14 protein-coding genes are annotated in these 22,186 nt (G+C 35.0%); 5 read left to right on the forward strand and 9 right to left on the reverse strand.

Going from position 1 to position 22,186, the window contains the following annotated elements; all coding sequences use genetic code 11:
* Positions 1-5 precede the first annotated feature (5 nt).
* From B0A64_RS00470 to B0A64_RS00490, 5 genes are all read right to left on the reverse strand, one after another.
* A complete protein-coding gene (locus B0A64_RS00470; protein ID WP_089477589.1) occupies positions 6-494 on the reverse strand; it encodes a flavodoxin family protein in 489 nt (162 codons plus the stop codon).
* 6 nt (positions 495-500) lie between these two features.
* Entirely contained in the window at positions 501-773 is a 273-nt protein-coding gene (locus tag B0A64_RS00475) for a Txe/YoeB family addiction module toxin (RefSeq protein ID WP_089477590.1), read from the reverse strand.
* Complete coding sequence (locus B0A64_RS00480; protein ID WP_089477591.1) at positions 764-961, reverse strand: DUF2683 family protein; 198 nt, start codon at positions 959-961, stop codon at positions 764-766. Before B0A64_RS00480 ends, B0A64_RS00475 begins: the two co-directional genes overlap by 10 nt.
* 15 nt (positions 962-976) lie before the next feature.
* Positions 977-2,425 (reverse strand): Fe-S cluster assembly protein SufB, encoded by a 1,449-nt coding sequence (gene sufB, locus B0A64_RS00485; protein ID WP_089477592.1) that lies wholly within the window; start codon positions 2,423-2,425, stop codon positions 977-979.
* A 94-nt stretch (positions 2,426-2,519) separates the two neighbouring features.
* Positions 2,520-2,849 (reverse strand): HesB/IscA family protein, encoded by a 330-nt coding sequence (locus B0A64_RS00490; RefSeq protein WP_089477593.1) that lies wholly within the window; start codon positions 2,847-2,849, stop codon positions 2,520-2,522.
* 335 nt (positions 2,850-3,184) lie between these two features.
* Here B0A64_RS00490 and B0A64_RS00495 point away from each other — a divergent pair, with 335 nt between their 5' ends.
* Complete coding sequence (locus B0A64_RS00495) at positions 3,185-4,072, forward strand: MBL fold metallo-hydrolase (RefSeq protein ID WP_089477594.1); 888 nt, start codon at positions 3,185-3,187, stop codon at positions 4,070-4,072.
* A gap of 74 nt (positions 4,073-4,146) precedes the next feature.
* Here B0A64_RS00495 and B0A64_RS00500 read toward each other — a convergent pair whose 3' ends face one another.
* On the reverse strand, positions 4,147-7,617 hold the full coding sequence (locus B0A64_RS00500) for a T9SS type A sorting domain-containing protein (RefSeq protein ID WP_089477595.1): 3,471 nt from the start codon (positions 7,615-7,617) through the stop codon (positions 4,147-4,149).
* Between the two features lie 281 nt (positions 7,618-7,898).
* Between B0A64_RS00500 and B0A64_RS00505 the strand changes: the two genes are divergently transcribed.
* Together B0A64_RS00505 and B0A64_RS00510 are read left to right on the forward strand one after the other, a co-directional pair.
* A complete protein-coding gene (locus B0A64_RS00505) occupies positions 7,899-9,530 on the forward strand; it encodes a S8 family peptidase (RefSeq protein WP_089477596.1) in 1,632 nt (543 codons plus the stop codon).
* Positions 9,531-9,592: 62 nt separating this feature from the next.
* The gene (locus B0A64_RS00510) at positions 9,593-11,473 is read left to right on the forward strand and encodes a M1 family metallopeptidase (protein WP_089477597.1); all 1,881 of its coding nucleotides are present in this window, start codon (positions 9,593-9,595) and stop codon (positions 11,471-11,473) included.
* A gap of 94 nt (positions 11,474-11,567) precedes the next feature.
* On the opposite strand, the gene B0A64_RS00515 is transcribed toward B0A64_RS00510, so the two are convergent.
* A complete protein-coding gene (locus tag B0A64_RS00515) occupies positions 11,568-13,331 on the reverse strand; it encodes a DUF885 domain-containing protein (protein ID WP_123875867.1) in 1,764 nt (587 codons plus the stop codon).
* A 102-nt stretch (positions 13,332-13,433) separates the two neighbouring features.
* The gene (locus tag B0A64_RS00520; RefSeq protein ID WP_089477599.1) at positions 13,434-14,372 is read right to left on the reverse strand and encodes an L-threonine 3-dehydrogenase; all 939 of its coding nucleotides are present in this window, start codon (positions 14,370-14,372) and stop codon (positions 13,434-13,436) included.
* Positions 14,373-14,877: 505 nt separating this feature from the next.
* On the opposite strand from B0A64_RS00520, the gene B0A64_RS00525 reads away from it, so the two are divergent.
* Together B0A64_RS00525 and mfd are read left to right on the forward strand one after the other, a co-directional pair.
* Positions 14,878-15,504, forward strand: coding sequence for a hypothetical protein (locus tag B0A64_RS00525; protein ID WP_089477600.1), 627 nt, complete (start codon positions 14,878-14,880; stop codon positions 15,502-15,504).
* The gene (mfd, locus tag B0A64_RS00530; RefSeq protein ID WP_089477601.1) at positions 15,497-18,862 is read left to right on the forward strand and encodes a transcription-repair coupling factor; all 3,366 of its coding nucleotides are present in this window, start codon (positions 15,497-15,499) and stop codon (positions 18,860-18,862) included. The genes B0A64_RS00525 and mfd overlap by 8 nt, the downstream gene beginning before the upstream one ends.
* 141 nt (positions 18,863-19,003) lie before the next feature.
* Here the strand turns inward: mfd and B0A64_RS25465 are convergent, their stop codons facing one another.
* Positions 19,004-22,114 carry an Ig-like domain-containing protein gene (locus B0A64_RS25465; RefSeq protein WP_244285319.1) on the reverse strand — a complete coding sequence of 1,037 codons (3,111 nt, stop codon included), beginning with the start codon at positions 22,112-22,114 and terminating at the stop codon, positions 19,004-19,006.
* Between the last annotated feature and the right edge of the window lie 72 nt (positions 22,115-22,186).

Genomic DNA, 22,186 nt, shown 5'->3' on the forward strand with positions numbered 1-22,186 from the left:
TTATTTTATATAAATGTCAATTCTATTTTTGTTGTTTGGTTTAGGATGTTGGCATTAAAATGCGCGTGGCCTAAATATTCCATGCCTAAATAATCGGCTGATTTTTTGAACGGAATGTAAAAACTTTCTTCAATTTCATCGTCATGTGAATTTGATATCACGCCAATTTTCTTTCCTCTCAGTTTTCTTCCGGTTTCTTTTTCAATTCGGATTAAATCCGAAAAGCGATCAAAGAAAACCTTCATAATTCCACTCATGTTATACCAATATATGGGCGTTGCAAAAATTAAAGTGTCGTACTTTTCGATAATCCCTTTTATTAAAGGAAAAAAATCATCTTCTCTGTTTTTGCTTTCATAATCATAATAAGAAATATTATAATCACTTAAATCAATTACCTCTATCTTGTGTTCTTTAGAAATTTCGTCTACAATTTTTGTTGTATTTCCGTTTTTTCTGGATGAACCTAAAATGATTACTTTTTTGTTTTCCATTAATGCTTATTCGTAATGTCCTTTTAATGAAAGAATATCTAATATCTCGATTGTATCTTCTTCAGTAACTCTATAAATTATGCGGTGTTCTTGATTAATTCGTCTTGACCACTTTCCTGACAGTTCGTGTTTTAAAGGCTCAGGTTTTCCAATGCCTTCAAAAGGGTGTAGTTGCATATCTTCAATCAAGGCAGTAATTTTATTCATGATTGCTTTATTGCCAGATTTTTTCCAAAACTCTCTGTCTTTTTGAGCTTTTTCAGAATAAATTACTTCCACAAATCTTCAAGTTTTATTTTAATTCCTTTGCCGTCTTTTATACTTTGTTCTGCTTCAAGAATCTCTTTTACAAACTCTGGGTTATATGGTTTTTCATTTTCTTCAATAATTTCAAAACCAAGAGATTTTGCCAGTGATTGAAAAACCGGAAAATCTTTTTTCTTTACATTTTTTAAGATGATGTCCATAATTTTTGCGTTTTATTAACCTACAGATCCCTCTAAAGAAATCTCTAATAATTTTTGAGCTTCAACCGCAAATTCCATAGGAAGTTTGTTCAGTACATCTTTACTAAAACCGTTTACAATTAAGGCAATCGCTTTTTCAGTTGGTATACCTCTTTGGTTGCAGTAAAAAACCTGATCTTCTCCAATTTTACTTGTCGTTGCTTCGTGTTCTATTTTGGCCGATGGATTTTTACTTTCGATATAAGGAAAAGTATGTGCCCCGCAATTGTTCCCCATTAAAAGAGAATCACATTGCGAAAAGTTACGTGCATTCTCAGCTCTCGGGCTAATTTGCACTAATCCGCGGTAACTGTTTTGTGATTTACCTGCCGAGATACCTTTAGAAATAATAGTCGATTTAGTGTTTTTTCCTAAATGGATCATTTTAGTTCCTGTATCTGCTTGTTGGTAATTATTGGTAACGGCGATCGAATAAAATTCTCCTACCGAATTGTCTCCTTTTAATACACAAGAAGGATATTTCCAGGTTACAGCAGAACCGGTTTCTACTTGTGTCCATGAGATTTTAGCATTTGTTTCGCATAAACCTCTTTTGGTTACGAAGTTATAAACTCCACCTTTTCCTTCTTTGTTTCCGGGAAACCAGTTTTGAACGGTAGAATATTTAATTTCAGCATCATCCATAGCAATTAGTTCTACTACGGCAGCGTGCAGTTGGTTTTCGTCACGACTTGGTGCAGTACAACCTTCCAGATAGGAAACATAACTTCCTTCATCAGCGATCACAAGAGTTCTTTCAAATTGTCCTGTTCCTGCCTGATTGATTCTAAAATAAGTTGAAAGTTCCATTGGGCAACGAACGCCTTTTGGAATATAACAAAAACTTCCGTCAGAGAAAACGGCAGAGTTTAATGCGGCATAAAAGTTGTCTTTTTGAGGTACAACAGTTCCTAAATATTTACGAACTAATTCAGGATGTTCTTTGATAGCTTCAGAAATTGGACAGAAAATAATTCCTTTTTCTCCCAATGTTTTTTTGAAAGTCGTAGCCACAGAAACAGAGTCGACAACAATATCCATAGCGACATTGTTCATCATTTTTTGCTCATCGACAGAGATACCTAACTTTTTGTACATTTCAAGAAGTTCCGGATCTACATCGTCTAAAGTTTTGTTTGGGTCAACTTGTTTTGGAGCGGAATAGTATGATATTGCCTGAAAATCAGGTTTTTGATAATGAACATTTGCCCATTCTGGTTCAATCATTTCTTTCCATGCTCGAAAAGCCTCGATGCGCCAGTCGGTCATCCATTGAGGTTCTTCTTTTTTAAGAGAAATAGCTCTCACGATATCTTCGTTTAAGCCTATAGGGAATGTCTCCGACTCTATATCGGTATAAAATCCGTATTCGTATTCTTTGGTTTCGAGTTCGATTTTTAAATCGTCTTCAGTGTATTTGCTCATTGTTTTTTTATTGAAAGATTTAAAAATTGAAGAATTTAAATAAAATCACTTTTGTAATTTTTAAATCTTTAAATTTTGCAATCATTTAATTATTTTAAAGAGAAAAAGATTCTCCGCAACCACAGGTTCTGCTTGCATTTGGGTTATTAAATACAAAACCTTTTCCGTTTAACCCGCCTGAAAATTCAAGTATTGTTCCGGCTAAATATAGAAATGATTTTTTTTCAACTGCAATTGTTATGTCGTTGTCTACAAATATTTTATCGTCTTCGCCTTTGGATTTGTCAAATTTTAAATCATATGACAAACCAGAGCATCCGCCACTTTTTACGCCTACTCTTACGTAGTCGCTAGCAGCATCAAAACCATCATCTTTCATTAAATCGATGATTTTCTTTTTGGCAGTATCAGAAACTTTTATCATTGTTTATGGTATTTGTTTTTGCTTTCATTTGAATTTGCTTTCAAAATAGTAATTAAATGATTACATTTTAAAGTGCTGTCTTTCAATGTTGAAATGAAATTATCTGCAAAGATACGACTTAAAAACCTTTTTCCATAACGGTTCACATTATTATAACAAATGTTAAAATAGATATTAGTTATATTGGTAATCGAACTTGCAATTGAAGCCGTATTTATTGTTTTTATAAAAGCCTTTTATTAAAAATTGAAAAATCATTTTGCTTTTAAAAGGTAAATTTTAGCATAACGAAATTGGATTTCCTAGCTTTGTTTCCATATTAGAAAAATATTCTCATGAAACTTTACCCTATAGAATCCGGAAATTTTAAGTTAGATGGTGGTGCTATGTTTGGTGTTGTACCCAAAACAATCTGGAACAAAACCAATCCCGCAGATGCTAATAATCTAATTGATATTGCAGCACGTTGTTTACTTATCGAAGATGGGAATCGACTGATTCTTATTGATACCGGAATGGGAAATAAACAATCTGAAAAGTTTTTTGGCTATTACTCGCTTTGGGGATCGCATTCGATAGATAAATCATTGGCAAAATATGGTTTTCATCGCGATGATATTACAGATGTTTTTATGACACATCTTCATTTTGATCATTGTGGTGGAAGTGTGCAATGGAATTCAGATAAAACATTCTATGAGCCAGCTTTTAAAAATGCTAAATTTTGGACCAATGAGAACCATTGGGATTGGGCTACAAAACCTAATGCCAGAGAGAAAGCTTCTTTTTTGTCAGAGAATATTTTGCCAATGCAGGAAAGTGGACAATTGAATTTTATAAAACGTCCAGAAAATGATTTGGGACCCGAGGACGAAGGACGAACCGGCTTAGCATTCTCTGAAGAATTAAATTTTGGAATTTATTATGTTGATGGTCATACCGAAAAACAAATGATTCCGCATATTCAATATCAGGATAAAACCATCATTTTTTGTGCAGATTTGTTAGCGACAGCCGGACATATTCCGTTGCCTTATGTTATGGGATATGATACGCGACCTTTATTGACAATGCCGGAAAAATCTAAATTTTTGAATGCAGCGGCAGATCATAACCATTATTTATTTTTAGAACATGATGCCCATAATCAAATTATAACGGTAGAACATACAGAAAAAGGTGTTCGGTTGGCGGACGTTTTTACTTGCGAAGATATTTTTTAGATTAAAATTTAAAACATAAAAAATCCCATTCGCCGCGGCGAATGGGATTTTTTGGTTGAACTAAATTATATTATTTATTCAAGAATAATTTTCTTGGCAGAAGCAGCATCTTCATTAATTAGGTATACATAATAAATTCCTTTTGGTAAACCGGATAAATTTATGGTGTTGTTTGTGTCTCCTGGATTAAGTACAAATGTTTTTACTAATTGCCCTAATGAGTTGTAAACAGTTGCTTTCTCTAAAGCAATATTATTAATGTTTACTTCGCCCTTTGTTGGGTTTGGATATACCGCTACTTTGTCAAAAGCAGTATCTGAAAGACCTAATGTGCTACATGTTGCAGCATAAGAGGCAGTAGCGTCTTTTAGGTTTGACCAATTTGCATTAGAATACGCTACATCATCAACAATAATACAACTTAAATTTGGGTTATTGTTGAAATTTGTATACTTACGGTCAATAATTGTATTTTTTCCATTTTTTAGATTCAATGATGTCAATTTATTCAGATCGGCCTGTAAATAAGTTATTTTCGGATTGTTAGAAATATCCACACTTGTTAGCTGATTGTAAAAACAGTAAAAAATAGACAATTCTGTATTTTTTGAAACATCAATAGCTGTCAAAGAATTATTATAAACATACAATTGATTAAGCAATGTGTTTTTTGACACATTTAGGGTAGTTAGTTGGTTCATATCACAATATAAAGCCCACAAATTTATATTTTTTGTAACATCCAGACTTGTAAGTTTGTTAGCAGAACAATATAAAAATTCTAAAGCCTTATTATTTGTAACATTAAGACTTGTTATAGCGTTTTTCTCGCAAGTTAAATCTATTAATGCGATATTGTTGGACACATCTAAACTAGTCAACTCATTATTGCCACAATTTAAAATGGTCATAAGAGAGGCATTGTTAATATTTAAGTTCGTCAATTTATTAAAAGTACATTGTACAAGTTTCAAAAGAGTATTTTTAGATAAATCTAAAGTTGTCAACTGATTTTTTGAAACCAACAAATTGGTTAATAGAATATTTTTTGAAACATTTAAAGTTGTTAACCCATTTTCGCTGGCATTTATGTCCAGTAATTTTGTATTTGAAGAAAGATCTAAAGTTTCTATTTGATTTTTTCTGATATCCAGAAATCTTAACTCTTTAAAGTCTTCAATTCCCGTTAAGTTTTTAATCGAGCTATTGCTTAAAGATAGATTAGTTAGCGTTCGAACGTTTGCAGTTAGTACTCTTCCGTCTGGAACTCCAGTATCAACACCAGAAGAAATCAGTTTGTTTTCGAAATTAATATCAGGAATTAAAGTATAAGAATCAGAAGATGGGCAAGGAGTTGAAGAAAAATTTGTAGTTATGTCTTTTTTATCTGACCAATTTGTATTTGCATATTCTACATTATCAACCTGAATACAATATAATTTTGGATTTGATCCAAAAAAAACGGTATTGGTAAGTAAGGTATTGTTGTTATTGTTAAGATTTATACTTGTTAGCAGATTTGACTCAACATATAATGATGTTAATGCCGGATTGTTTGATACGTCTAATGTTTCGATTTTATTACGACCAATATCCAGAATTTCTAAGGCCTTGTTTTGAGATACATTTATTGTTGATAATAAACAGTCTGCGGTTAGCAAATATTTAAGAGCAGTATTTTTAGTAACATCAAGACTTTTTAAGGACTTGTTTCCAGCAGTAAGTAGCGAAGTAAGCTTTAAATTTTGAGATACATCAATGTTTGTTATTTTAGTATAGGAAATAGAAAGTGTTTCTAAATCTTTATAAGGAGTTACATCAATCGCTGGAATATTATTATTAGCAATTTCTAATTTCTTCAATAAAAGATTTTTAGAAACATCGATATTTATTAAATTATTTACAGAAACATTAAGTTCTTCTAAAGCTAAATTTCTAGAAACATCAATCGTTGATAATTGAGTGTAAGAACAAGTCAAAGATTTTAAGGCTAAATTACTGGATACATTCAGAGAGGTTAATTTATTCTCACCACAACTCAAGGTACTTAAATTTAAATTATTTGAAATATCCAGATTGGCAATTTGGTTTCCGTAACAATATAAATTAGTCAAAGCTCTAAAGTCCTGAATTCCTGTCAGATCTGTGATAGAACTATGAGTAATGTTCAGGTAAGTTACTGAGGCAATATTTGAAGTCAGAACTTTGCCATTTGCACCATCCTTGTCAATGCCTAGGGCAATTAGTTTTTTTTCAAAATTGGTATCTGGTATTAAGGTATAAGCTGCGCAGTCTGTACTGAAACTTGCGATTGCATCTTTTCTGTTCACCCAACGCTCATTCGCCTCTGCCACATTATCTACCTGAATGCATCTTAGATCCGGGTTACCATAAAAGGCTGCAACAGACGTATTAGGATTAAATAAATAATTTGTTCCGTTTTGAATATTTAAACTGGTTAATCTATTTATGTTGGCAAACAGATAAGTAAGTTTAGTGTTTTTACTTAGGTTTAGACTCTCTAACAAATTGTTGTCACACATTAGCATCCACAGATTTAGATTAGAAGTCACATCGAGAACCTTAATACTATTATAGCTGCAATCAAGTTCTTCCAGCGCTGACTGCTTAGAAACATTTATGCTTGTTAGTTGATTGTGACCAAATCGAATAGATGTAAGGGCTGTATTATTAGAAAAATCAAGTGCTGTTAATTTATTATATATGCACCTTGCCGTAAGTAACAATGTGTTATTAGACAGATCCAGTGTCGTTATTAGGTTATTGCTGCAATCTAAATAGTTTAGAGCGCTATTTTTAGACACATTCAATCTAGTCAATCGATTAGTAGAGCAATCTAAGCTTTTTAAAGAAACAAAAGCCTCAATCCCGGTAAGGTCTGTAATAGAGCTGTTGTAAAGGTTTAAATAAGTTACAAGAGCCGCTCTCGAAGTCAGGATCCTTCCGTCTGGAGTACCTGAATCAAAACCCAGACTGATTAGTTTGTTTTCAAAATTCGCATCGGGAATCAAGGTATATTGTTCTGCTCCCTGAACATAAACCTCGATGTCATCAATTAAAACAATGAAACTGGCACCGTCAAAACTAAACGTAGAAATAGATAAATCGTACGAAAGATCATTGTCTGGAGTAAAAGTAGTTGCCTTTTCTGTCCATAAATTATTGGTTGCAAAAGTGCTGGTGGACAAAGTGCTGCTGCTCCCGTTTTTTGATATATTCAAAGCAATCGGATGATCTCCTCCATAATTAGAAGATACAAATTTATACTTGAATTTTACAGTATAAGTGACGCCGGCTTTCATTGGCACCTGGGTAATAATTTTAGGAGATAGAGTTGTAAATGATAATTTTGCACTGTATAGTCCTGTATTAGCATCACCATTAGAAGTGACAGAATTAGAAATGGTCCAGTTTTGAGGCACACCAGCTATCCAGTTTTCAAATCCGGCATTTGAGACTAGATTGGTTTGCGCATAAATAGAAAAATTTGCTAATAATAACAATAAGAGTAGTTTTGTTTTCATAGATTGTATTTATGGTTTTGGAAGTACAAGTTTACAATTTGCATTCGGTATTTTATTACGGAAAGACGTACTCAGACAATTTCGTTTTTTGATTTTGCACGATCTTCAAGTTACTTACTTCGCTTTTTTATTGTAAAAACAGAAAAAAACGGTGTTTTACAAGCCGCAGATGTTTCTTAAATATTAAGATAAAAATCTTAACACAGTGTTAATCGTTAGTTTTATGTAACAAAATATCATAATTTAGGCGCTTGTTTTAACACATATTAAAAATTTATATAATGAATCATATTAAACCTTTTACTTTATCTGCTTGGGTTTTACTTGCCTTAGCAGGCACTGCATCAGTACAAGCACAGACTTCTTCCTCTAAAGAATTGATTACTGCTCCGTTAGCTGTTGTTAAAAAAGCGCCACTTAGCGAAAACGAATTAAAAAGATGGAGTCATCTTGATTTAATCAAAGATTCGATTCCAGGAATGAGTGTTGACAGGGCTTATGCCGAATTATTGCAAGGAAAAAAAGGAGTAAAAGTAATTGTAGGTATTGTAGATTCAGGAGTTGATATTGAACACCCGGATTTGCAGGGAATGATCTGGACAAATCCTAAAGAAATTCCGGGTAACGGAATCGATGATGATAAAAATGGTTTTATTGATGATGTGCATGGATGGAATTTCCTTGGAAATGCTGTTCATGAAAATCTTGAAATGACACGTGTTGTTAAAAAAGGCGATGATGGTTCTGCCGAATACAAAAATGCACTGGCACAATATGAAGAAAAATCTAAAAAAGTTATAGAAGACAAACAACAAGTAGACTTTTTAATAGATGTTCATAATACGATTAAAAAAGAGCTAAATAAAACCAACTATAAATTAGAAGATTTAAGCAAAATTACTTCGACTGACCCAAAAGTATCCAGAAGTAAAATGGTCATGACTCAAATTTTGACTAATGCAGGACCAACTTTTGATCCGGAAGCAGAGTTAGAAGATTACAGAGAATCAGTTTACGATCAGTTCAATTATAATTTGAATAAGGATTATGACGGAAGAAAAATCGTAGGTGACAATCCCGAAGATATCAAAGATGCACATTACGGAAATAATGTAGTTTTTGGACCAGATAAAGAAAAAGCGCTTCACGGAACTCACGTTGCCGGTATTATTGGTCAAATTCGTGGGAATAATTTAGGTGGAGACGGTGTTACAAACAATGTCGAAATACTAACCGTTAGAGCTGTGCCGGATGGAGACGAATATGATAAAGATATTGCATTGGCAATTCGTTATGCAGTTGATAATGGAGCAAAAGTAATTAACGGAAGTTTTGGAAAAAGCTTTTCTCCACACAAAAAATGGGTTTATGATGCCATAAAATACGCAGCCAAAAAAGATGTTTTAATTGTACACGCAGCAGGAAATGACGGATACGATATTGATAAAACAGAAAACATCAATTATCCAAATGATTCTGAAGACAACATCAAAGAATTTGCCGATAATGTACTTACAATTGGCGCAATCAATAAAGGGTATGGAGAAAATGTAGTAGCACCTTTCTCCAATTTCGGAAAAATAAATGTAGATGTTTTTGCACCGGGAGAAGAGATTTATGCAACGGTTCCAAACAATAAGTACAAGTATTTGCAAGGAACCTCAATGGCGTCTCCAAATGCAGCAGGAGTTGCGGCGTTAATTCGTTCTTACTATCCAAAACTAAAAGCATCACAAGTAAAACAAATTTTAATGGATTCTGGAGTAGCGCTTCCTTCGATGGTAGTTTTAGGTGAAAATCCAAATCCGGATCAAAAACCTGTAACAGTTTCTTCTGCGGAATCTTCCAGAACGGGTAAAATGGTCAATGCTTATAATGCTTTATTAATGGCAGAAAAAATGTCTAAAAAATAAAACAACACACAATATTAACCTAATGGAAGAGTGGCAACTCTTCCATTTTTATTGAAAAAATGATGCGAAAAATTATACTACTTTCTTTTTTGAGTTTGGGATTAAACTCAGCATTTGCACAAAGTGCTCCGTATTGGCAACAACATGTTGATTACAAAATGGAGGTTTCGATGGATGTAAAAAACTATCAGTACAAAGGGAAACAAGAATTGGTGTACACCAACAATTCTCCTGATACCTTAAAAAAGGTTTTTTACCATTTATTTCCAAATGCTTTTCAGCCCGGAAGCGAAATGGACGGACGTTTACATTCGATCAAAGATCCTGACGGAAGAATGGTAACCAAAGTAAAAGGTGCTGACGGAAAAGAAACAAAACAAAGCCGAATTGAAACTTTAAAACCTAACGAAATTGGGTTTCTAAAAATCACCAATCTAAAACAAGATGGTGTAACGGCTCAAACCAGAACCTCAGGAACGATCTTAGAAGTAACTTTGGCGAAACCAATTTTACCAAATTCTAAAACTACTTTTACCTTAGATTTTGACGGACAGGTTCCAGTTCAAATTCGTCGTTCAGGGCGCAATAATTCTGAAGGGGTAGAATTGTCGATGTCACAATGGTATCCTAAATTGGCCGAATTTGATTTTGAAGGCTGGCACGCAGATCCATACATTGCGAGAGAATTTCACGGTGTCTGGGGTAATTTTGATGTAAAAATCACACTCGATGCAGCTTATACTATTGGAGGTTCGGGTTATTTGCAGGACAAAAACGAAATTGGTCACGGGTATGAAGATGCAGGTGTAACAGTTGTGTACCCTAAGAAAACAAAAACATTAACATGGCATTTTATTGCACCAAATGTTCATGATTTTACCTGGGCAGCAGATAAAGAATATACGCATGATATTGTAAAAGGACCAAACGATGTCGATTTGCATTTTTTCTATAAAAACAATCCTAAAACAACTGAAAACTGGAAACAGTTAGAGCCTTTAATGGTAAAAGTAATGGATTATTACAACCATAGAGTAGGCGCATATCCGTACAAACAATATTCGTTTATTCAGGGTGGAGATGGCGGGATGGAGTATGCAATGTGTACTTTGATGTTAGGAAACGGAACGCTTCAGGGAATTTTAGGAACTGCAACCCACGAATTAGGACATTCATGGTTTCAGCACATTCTGGCTTCAAATGAGTCTAAACATCCCTGGATGGATGAGGGTTTTACAACCTATATTGAAGACAGTGCTTTGAATGAATTAAAAGGAGATAAAAAAGAAGTAAATCCGTTTAAAGGGAATTATGCAGCTTATTACCAATTAGTACAATCCGGAAAAGAGCAACCACAAGGCACTCATGGCGATCGTTACGACGAAAACAGACCTTACAGTATCTCGGCTTATGTAAAAGGAAGCATCTTTTTATCGCAATTAGAATATGTAATAGGTAAAGAAAATGTTGATGCTACTTTAAAGAGATATTTTAATGATTTTAAATTCAAGCATCCAACACCAAACGATATCAAAAGATCTGCCGAAAGAGTTTCGGGAGCAGAGTTAGACTGGTATTTAATCGATTGGACAGAAACGACTAATACAATTGATTACGGAATAAAAGAGGTGGCTGATAACGCAGGAAAAACAACAGTTAGTTTGGAGAGAATTGGCAGAATGCCAATGCCTATAGATTTAACAGTTGAATATACTGACGGAACTTTGGAGAGTTTTTACATTCCGTTAAGAATGATGAATTTCATTAAACCAAATCCAAATCCAAACGTAAAAAGAACGGTTTTAGAGGATTGGGCATGGGCGCAATCGAACTATAGTTTTACAATAGACAAAAACAAAACAGCGATCAAAAAAATCACCATAGATCCAAGCGGATTAATGGCGGATGTAAAAGCTGCCAACAATGTTTATGAGGTAAAATAGCCTTTTTTTTAACATAAAAACTCCCGTTTAATTTTCAGAAATGAATTTTAAACGGGAGTTTTTATTTTGAAGAAACTAATTTAGAAAATTCTAATTATAAAATAGCATTCCAGGTTTTTTCATCTTTCAACAAAATCTCTCTCAGGATTTGAATAGGTGGCATACCATTGTCGAGCATCGCATCATTAAATTTTTGCAAATTATAATTGCTTCCTTCCTGTTTTTTATAATCCTCGCGAAGTTTCAAAATCTGTAATTTTCCCAAAGTATAAAACAAATAACCGGGATCATAAGTACCGCGCAAAGCTTCCTGACGAGAAGGTTTGTCACCTTGATACCAGTTGTTCATAAAAAACGTAGTAGCATCATCAACATTCATTCCGTGGCAATGTGTATTGATCGAAACACACAAACGGCAAATACGCAAAAGAGCATCGCCAGATTGTGCCAGACGATATTTTGCAGCTTTAATAGGATCGCCAGTATTACCGTAACCTTCGTCGATCATCATTTTTTCAGTATAATGTGCCCAACCTTCCACATAAGCATAACTCATAAAAACTTTCTGGATCTTAGAAGTTTTAGAAGCGTTCGAATGTAAAAACTGAGTGTAATGTCCCGGATAAGCTTCGTGAATAGAAACAATATCGGTCGTATAATAATTAAATTGTGCCAGCCAATCTTCTTGTTGTTTTGGAGTCCATTTTGGGTCAACAGGTGTAATATAATAAAAAGCCTGAGTTGCCTTTGTTTCAAAAGGTCCCGGAGAATCCATAGACGCCGTGCTTGTAGATCTTGCATAAGCAGGAGTTTCCTGAATTTTAACACGTACTTCAGATGGCATCGTAACAATTTTATGATCGATAAGATATTGTCGGATCGCTTCGATGTTTTTTCTGGCATGCGGGATCAAATCGGCAGCAGTAGGATGTTCTTTTTGCATGTCGTTATAAACATCAACAGGTTTTTTATTGGGATTAATGATTTTTGCAGCAGCATTAAACGAAGCCTGTTCTTTCTTTAATTCTTTTAAACCAATTGCTAAAATTTCATCTGGAGACAATTTAATTTCTTCCTGATACAGCAACATTTTTTTATAATTGTCAACCCCAATCGCATATTTATTATTTGCTTTGGGTAGTTTTTCTTTTTCTAAAAAAGCAGCAAAATCTGTAATGGCAGCAATTGCTTTTTTATTGGCATCATTAAAAGACTTCATCAAAGTATCGTTTTTTACCTCTTTTAAAGCGACCAAAAGATCATTTCCTAAAAACGAAGCAGAACCTTTTGCAATATCAATTGCCAGTTTTATATGAGGTAACGCAAGAGAATCCTGCAAGTTTGTTTTGGCATCCTTAAAAAATTGCGGAGCTTCTTTTTCGATTGCAATAATCGATTTTATCTGTTGTTCGATTGGAGCAAAATTGCGCTGAATGTAAATGTTTACATCAATTGCTCCGGCATAAATCATGGGGTTTTTAGTGTAAAGTTTTAAATCTTCAAATGAAAACAATTCATTTTTTACGTTCGATTTAATGATTTTCCAATCATAATAATTTCTCTTGCTTAAAGTAGTAGAATCAATTGCCGAAAATTCCTGATCGAATTTTTTAAGAGCCGCAAGTCGTTTGTCAAGGTTAGGTTTGCTAAAATGGCCAAGTTTGCCATCGTATTGATGAAGTCCTAAATAAACCCCAAATTGAGGTGTAAATTCCAGGCTTCCTGTAATATATTCTTCAGAGAGTTTAAGAAAATCTTCGTCGCCGGATCCTGTAGACGAATCTGTATTGTCTTGCTTTTTATTGCAACTAAAGAGAAAAAGAAGAAAAATAAAAGGGAGAAAAAATAATTTTTTCATAACGTTTTTGGTTTGAAAGTTAAATTTATCAATGAATTGATATTCAGTAAATAATGATATCAAAAATAATAAAATTTCAAACCAAAAACGGTTTTTTTAGTTTTATCCCAAATGCTCCAACATATCCTTCGTCATCGATTCAAGATCAAAAGTATGTTTCCAGTCCCAATCTTCTCTTGCCTCGGTATCATCAATACTGGCAGGCCAGCTATTGGCAATTTTCTGACGGAAATCAGGATTATAAGTAATTTTAAATTCAGGAATATGTTTTTTAATTTCATTAGCAATTTCAGTTGGCGTAAAACTCATCGCAGCCAAATTGTATGAAGAATGTATTTTTATTTTTTCAGCCGGAGCTTTCATAATATTAATAGTAGCCTCAATTGCATCATCCATATACATCATAGGCATTTTGGTTTCAGACGACAAAAAGCACTCATATTCTTTATCTGCAATAGCCTTATAAAAAATATCAACCGCATAATCTGTAGTTCCGCCACCAGGAGGCGTAGACCAGCTAATTAGACCCGGATAACGAATGCTTCGAACATCGACACCATAAATATTGTGATAATATTCGCACCATCTTTCTCCTGCTTGTTTGCTAATTCCGTAAACCGTAGAAGGCTCCATTACCGTATATTGAGGGGTGTTTTCTTTGGGAGTTGTAGGTCCAAAAACGGCAATACTTGACGGCCAGAACACTTTTTTTATTTTTTTTGCATTCGCTAAATTCAAAACGTGAAACAGTGAATTCATATTCAAATCCCAGGCAAATGCAGGGTTTTTCTCGGCAGTAGCAGATAAAAGTGCCGCCATCAAATAAATATCAGTAATCTGATGTACTTCAACAAGGTGCTCTATTTGATTAAAATCTAAAGCATTGACCACTTCAAACGGACCTGAATTAACAACGTCAGTATTTAATTTTCGAATATCAGAAGCAATAACATTTTCTGTTCCGTATAATTTGCGAAGTTTTTGAGTCAGTTCAGTCCCAATTTGACCGCAAGCGCCAATGATCAATATTTTTGGATTCATTTGTATTGTTTTTTTAGATGTACAAATATAACGTTTTCGCAAATAATTTCCTTTTTCTCAAGAACAAATTATAAATTTAATAATGATAAAGATGCTTTTTTAGATTATTCTCTGTGAGAGTATTATTGCAGGATTTAATTTAAGGACAAATTTAGCCACAGATTGAACGGATTAAACAGATTAACGCAGGTTATTTTTACCGCAAAGTTCACAACATTTTACGCAAAGTTTGCTAATTTATTTCGCGCACAGTCGCAGAGTCAGAAAGAAAAACTTAAAAAGAAAAAACTTTGCGGCTCTGTGACTTTGCGCGATTTAAAAAAAACTTAGCGCACTTTGTGGTAAAATTTTCCAAGTAAAGATTCCCAAAAGTAATCTACGTTAATCTGTTTAATCCGCGAAATCTGTGGCAAAAAAACTTGACCGATTTATAGAATCTTTAGCAAAAAACAGAATTCGTAATTGTAAATTTACTTTGTAACTTTGTAGCTTAATGTTTTACCAAATGAAATATAAAATATCTCTTTTTCTACTTTTTGTTTTTGTGTTAAATTCATGTCAAAATGAAGATGAAAAACGTCGTGCTGAAAATGAAAAAGAAGCTAAAAAAAAGGAAGTTATTTTTAATAGTATCAATAAAAGCTGGGTGTTTATTGACGAGCCAATCAACGAGATTTCAGAACAAAAAGTAAGTTCATGGAATGAATGGCGCGAATTTTTAAAAGAGATTGGAGATAAACCCCGAAAAACAATTGGCGCATTCCAGAAAAAGTCAGCTGCGATTTCGAAAAAAGCAATGGCTTTAAACAATAATATTCCGGCAGAATTTAATGTTCCTGCTATAAAAAGCCGAATTTCTATTTTGATTACTAAGATCAAAATGATGGATTTGTTTATTCATCTCAATCAAATTCCGGCAGAAAAAGTGACTTTTTTAATTGGAGAAATCAATAAAGAACTCGTGTCTCTGGAAAGGCAAATGGATAATATTTTTGTAAAAAGCAAGATTCCAAAAGAAGAAGGAGAAGAGGATTTCTTAAAAATGCTGGATACAACACGTGCGATTCCAAATACGAATCCAGTTCCAATCAGGTCACAAATTATAGATCAAAATACACCAAAAGTTGAGTAAAAATGCCTTATATACGTTGTATGATAATCTGCCCAAAAATCAGCAGATTGCCACACAATTAGTAGAACAGAATCAGATAAAAATGCATCTTAACGGTTTGTTGGGATCTGCAGTTTCATTTGTTATACGCGCTGTTTTTAAAAAAGCAGAGTTGCCTTTTCTGATTGTTTTAGACAATAAAGAAGAAGCCGCTTATTATTTGAACGATCTTGAGCAAATGATTGGTGAGCAGGATGTATTGTTTTATCCTGCATCATTTCGTCGTCCCTATCAGGTTGATGAAACTGATAATGCCAATGTTTTGCTTCGTGCTGAGGTTCTAAACAGGATTAATTCCCGTAAAAAACCGGCTATAATTGTTACCTACCCCGAGGCACTTTTTGAGAAAGTGGTAACACGTCAGCAATTAGATAAAAACACGTTGAAAGTGGCTTTGAATGATAAAATTTCGATTGATTTTATCAACGAAGTTTTGTTCGAATATGAGTTTAAAAGAGTCGATTTTATTACAGAACCCGGAGAGTTTTCGGTTCGTGGAGGGATTGTCGATGTATTCTCTTTTTCAAACGATCATCCTTACCGTATTGAGTTTTTTGGTAACGAAGTAGATAGTATCAGAAGCTTTGATGTCGAGACACAATTGTCTGTCGAGACACATAAAAAAATCACGATTATCCCGAATGTGGAGAATAAAATATTTCAGGAAAATCGCGAAAGTTTCTTAGATTATATTGCAGAGAAAACAGTTGTTTTTATTCAGAACACAGATGGACTTTTAAGCCAGTTAGACAAACAATTTGCAAGGGCAGAAGAAGCTTTTGAGAAATTGGCAAAAGAAATAAAACACGCAGAACCGGAACAGTTATTCTTAAATCAAGCTTCGTTTATCAAACGTGCATTAGATTTTTCGATTGTAGAATTGGCTTCAAAACCAATCTTTAAAACAACAAAAACGTTCGATTTTCATATTCAGCCGCAACCCTCTTTCAACAAACAATTTGATTTATTGTTGAATAATTTGAGCGACAACCATTTTAACGGATACAAGAATTATTTGTTCTGTTCGAATGAAACTCAGGCAAAACGTTTTCATGATATTTTTGAAACTTTAGACGAAGCCAATTCAGAGAATATTCGCAAGCAATATCATACCGTTGTTCTGCCATTATACCAAGGTTTTATCGACGAAGAAAATCAGATTACGGCGTATACAGATCACCAGATTTTTGAGCGTTATCATAAATTCAACATCAAAAATGGTTATTCTAAAAAGCAAAATATTACGCTAAAGGAATTAACGGCACTTTCGGTTGGCGATTATGTAACTCATATCGATCACGGAATTGGAAAGTTTGGAGGATTGCAAAAAATTCAGGTCGAAGGCAAAACGCAGGAAGCCATAAAATTGGTTTATGCAGACAATGATATCGTTTATGTAAGTATACATTCGCTTCATAAAATTTCTAAATACAACGGCAAAGACGGAACGCCGCCCAAAATTTATAAGTTAGGATCGAACGCCTGGAAAATTTTAAAACAAAAAACCAAGGCGCGCGTCAAACATATTGCCTTCAACTTGATTCAGTTGTATGCAAAACGTCGTTTAGAAAAAGGTTTTCAGTTTGCACCGGATAGTTATTTGCAAAACGAATTAGAAAGTTCGTTTATCTATGAAGATACACCGGATCAGACAAAATCGACGCAGGAAGTAAAAGCCGACATGGAAAGCGATCGTCCCATGGATCGTTTGGTTTGTGGAGACGTAGGTTTCGGAAAAACGGAGGTTGCTATTCGTGCTGCTTTTAAAGCTGTTGACAATAGTAAACAAGTCGCAATTCTGGTTCCTACAACTATTTTGGCATACCAACATTACAGAACTTTTACAGAACGATTAAAAGATATGCCGGTTTCAATTGGCTATTTGAACAGGTTTAGAACAGCAAAACAAAAAGCACAAACCCTAAAAGATTTAGCCGAAGGAAAACTTGATATTGTTATTGGAACGCATCAATTGGTCAACAAAAATGTAGTTTTTAAAGATCTGGGTTTATTGATTGTCGATGAAGAACAAAAGTTTGGAGTGAACGTAAAAGACAAACTTAAAACCATTGCGGCAAATGTCGATACATTGACATTAACGGCGACACCAATCCCGAGAACGCTTCAGTTTTCGTTAATGGCAGCAAGGGATTTATCCGTTATTACAACACCTCCGCCAAACAGATATCCAATAGAAACAAATGTGGTTGGTTTTAATGAAGAAATCATTCGTGATGCGATTTCGTATGAAATTCAGCGTAACGGACAAGTTTTCTTTATCAATAACCGAATCGAAAATATAAAAGAAGTGGCTGGAATGATTCAGCGTTTGGTTCCAAACGCCAGAGTAGGAATTGGTCACGGACAAATGGAAGGTGCTAAACTCGAAGAATTGATGTTAGGATTCATGAACGGTGATTTTGATGTTTTGGTAGCTACAACGATTATCGAAAGCGGATTGGATGTACCCAATGCCAATACGATTTTTATCAATAATGCCAATAATTTCGGATTGTCTGATCTGCATCAAATGCGCGGTCGCGTAGGTCGAAGCAATAAAAAAGCATTCTGTTATTTTATCTGTCCGTCGTATTCATCCATGACCGAAGATGCGAGAAAACGTATTCAGGCTTTGGAGCAATTTAGCGAACTGGGAAGTGGTTTTAATATCGCTATGAAAGATCTTGAGATTCGTGGTGCGGGAGATTTGTTAGGTGGTGAACAAAGTGGTTTTATCAACGAAATTGGTTTTGATACGTATCAAAAAATCATGAACGAAGCCATCGAAGAGTTAAAAGAAAATGAATTCAAAGATTTATATCCGGCAGAGAACGATATTGAAACGAAGGAATATGTAAAAGATCTACAAATCGATACTGATTTTGAATTGTTATTTTCTGATGAATATATCAATAATGTCACCGAGCGTTTGAGTTTATATAATGAGTTAGGTGGTGTAAAAAATGAAGAGCAATTAGTTGTGTTTCAAAACAAATTAATTGACCGTTTTGGACCTATGCCTCCGCGTGCCAATGCCTTAATGAATAGTATTCGCATCAAATGGATCGCCACCAGTGTGGGGATCGAGAAATTAGTGATGAAAAAAGGCAAAATGATTGGTTATTTTGTTTCGGATCAACAATCAGATTATTACCAATCGAAGCGTTTTCATAAAATGATAAAATTTGTGACGACACACAGTAATCTTTGCCAGATGAAAGAAAAACAAACACCAAATGGTTTACGACTTTTGTTGACTTTCGAAAATGTAAAATCGACCAAACGAGCTCTGGAATTGATGGAAATGTTGGGAGAGTAACTCTTAAAAAGTTTGCCACGAATTTCACTAATTTACTCGAATTTTTATAAATAGAATTTGTGCTAATTTGGAGAATTCGTGGCAAAAATAAAAAAGGGCGTATGAAAATTTTCATACGCCCTTTACTTTAATAAAACGAAATTATTTTACGATCAGTTTTTTAGTCACATGCAAAGCAGCAGCATTTATGTTTACGATATAAATCCCTGACGCTAAATGATGTTTGATTTGTCCTGATGTTGAAAGTTTTTGAGTTAAGACCACTTTTCCGTTCATATCAGAAACGGTAATCAAAGCGGTATCTCCGGATTCTAATTCTGGCAATGAAACATTAAATTCATTGTCAATCGAAGGATTAGGATATATACTAATCGCTTTTTCTATAGCCGAAATTTCGTCTGTTTTGAGTGTAGCTTTAGCGGCTAAACCAGAAATTGTTGTGGTTTCCAATTGCCATTGTGCGCTAAACCAACCATCTTGAGAGTTGCCATATTGTGCAGATCCGGTTTGGTTTTCGACATGAATTATGTTTCCTGTTTGCCATCTGTTTCTAATTCTAATCCAGGTTCCGTCAATATAATCGGCAGACCATTGAGCACTCCAAAAAGTAGTATCTGTTATATTAGACTGAACGTTTCCGGTTTGGCTTTCGATATTCATTAGCTCACCCGTTGCCACATTTTTTAGCACAAAATAAGTAGCATCGATCGCAATTTTTTGCCATTTGTAATTGTTGTTCGAAGCCGTTGCTCCGTAACCTACATTGGCTCCCGCATCAGATAAATAAGCACCTGTCCATCTGTTTTTAATGGTGTAATAAGGTCCTGTTCCTGTAGCGGTAGAAACCGTTACTGTACAAGTACTTGTTTTGCTTCCGTCAACAGTAGTTACTGTAATTGTTGCTGAGCCGCTTGCTACAGCAGTTATTAACCCAGATGCATTAACAGTTGCCACGGCAGTATTGCTTGAACTGTAATTGACTGTTTTGTTTGTTGCGTTTGCAGGTGCAACTGTTGGTGTCAATTGTTGCGTTGCACCCACTAATAAAGCAGCTGTGCTTGGCGACAATGTAACTCCTGTAACGGCTACACCAGTTCCCGGGTTAGAATCGTACCAGGTAGTATTCATGTACCAACCGGTTTTGTTTCGGGTTAAATCTGAAGACTGATTTGTTCCGTCATTAAAAATTAAATTGGTCGAAGTTACATTTGTAAACGTATAACTGTACCAGCCATTTCCGGCATCGGTCATGTTTACACCCGGCCATGAAGCATCTGCTAAAACTCCGGCAGGTAAAGCACTCCAATAATAAATTTTGATTCCGGTTCCCCAAGTCGATGGTTTATATAAATAAACGGTAAAATTAGTATTTGGGTTTACAGTTATTGCTGCAATTGCGGTTTTGCTTCCATCTTGTGTTGTTACGGTAATATTTGCCGTTCCTGCCGAAACTGCTGTAACCAATCCGGAGGAGTTTACAGTTGCAACTCCTGTGTTACTAGAACTCCATGTTACTGTTTTGTTGGTAGCATTTGCCGGAGCAATTGTTGCCAGAAGCTGTTGTGTGTTTCCTGCATATAAACTTGCGGTTGTTGGCGAAACACTTACTGATGCAACCGGAATTGCTGCAACTGTTATGGCCGAAGTTGCTGTTTTGTTTCCGTCAACGGTTTTAACGGTAATAGTTGCTGTACCTGCTGAAACCGCCGAAACTAATCCAGAGGCATTTACAGTTGCTACAGCTGTATTGCTTGATGTCCAGGTTACGTTTTGGTTGGTTGCATTTGCCGGAGCAATAGTCGCATTAAGTTGCTGTGTAGAGCCTAAACCTACCGTTACTGTTGTTGGACTAACCGAAACTCCTGTAACGGCTACAACTGCAACATTTGTATTGGTTAAAACAATGTATTGAAAAGCATTAAAAGATTGTGTAGCTCCGGAAACCAATGTTACTGTAGCACCGGTATAGGCATCTTTGTAGGTTCCTGCCAATGCTGCCGGAATCACAAATGTTTTACTTGCATTTCTAAGATTGGTCATTACAATAACTTTCTCTGTACCTAATGTTTTGGTGAAGGCACAGATATCATCACTGGCATAAGGTGTCATTGTACCACGTCTGATTGCGGCACTACTATTTCTAAAATTAAGGATCTTGGCAAATTCCGGTGTAGCGGCGGTATTACTCCAGTTGATTTTTACACTGGTATAAGGCCAGGGGATTACCTGATTGAAGGCTACCTCCTGTCCGCTGGTTAAAAAAGGAACCCCTTTCATATAACCCGAAACTAAAAAATTTGCGACTACTCCGGCATTACTTTTAAATACTGTAAAAGGAGCGGTATCGCTGTTGTTTTCTGAGTCATGGTTTGCAGTCCATCTTACTTCTTGCTGACTTCCTGTTGCATACGTATATTCCATGTCGTTTGTGGTTTGAAATCTTGTAGAAACCGGACCTCCGCCTGCAACATTTTTCAAGGCATCGTAAAACCATTTATCACCAAAATTCATATCAAATCCTGCCTGAAAATTTTGCAAACGATCTCCTTCGGCAAGCATTAATAAATTATGAGAAGTGATTCCTCTTAAGTTACTGATAATTTCTGTCCAGAAATCAAGAGGAGGATTATTGGCAAAATCACAACGGTATCCGTCGATATTGGCTGCAAAAATCCAATAACGCATCGCATCTTTCATGGCTGCCCTAAGTGCAGTATTGTTAAGATCCAGTGCTGCTATATCGCTAAAGTTTGCCAGCTGATTGATTGTTGTTCCGGTTCTTTGATAATATTCCGGATGAGATACAGTCCAGGGATGATCCCATGAAGTTCCGTTTACAGCAATATCAAGCATGACAGCCATGCCTTTGGTATGTGCTGCAGCAACCAGATTGCGCATATCTGTAAGCGATCCATATTCAGAACCTACAGCTTTGTAATCCTTGATACAATAAGGAGAGTTGGAACTTCTTGAATCGGTTCCGTAAGGATAAATAGGCATTAAATAGAGTACATTGATCCCAAGCGATTTAATACGATCCAGATCAGAGGTAACTGCGGCTAAAGTTCCGGAAGCACTATGCGGACGAATATGAACCTGATAAATATTGGCGTCTCTTGGGTCCGGAACTCCTGTGTAGGGCGTACCATACTGAGCAGGGTCCTGCGCATAAACTGAACTTGCAAATAATAATAGAAAACAGACTACTGCTTTCGTGAAATGAAATAATCTAGTGGTAATTTTGATTTTCATAATTTCTTTTTTTTGCATGCTTGTCAGCATCTCTAACTAAAATTCATTCTCACTCGCATTGTTTTAAATTTG

The organism is Flavobacterium araucananum, from assembly GCF_002222055.1.
Lineage (GTDB): Bacteria > Bacteroidota > Bacteroidia > Flavobacteriales > Flavobacteriaceae > Flavobacterium > Flavobacterium araucananum.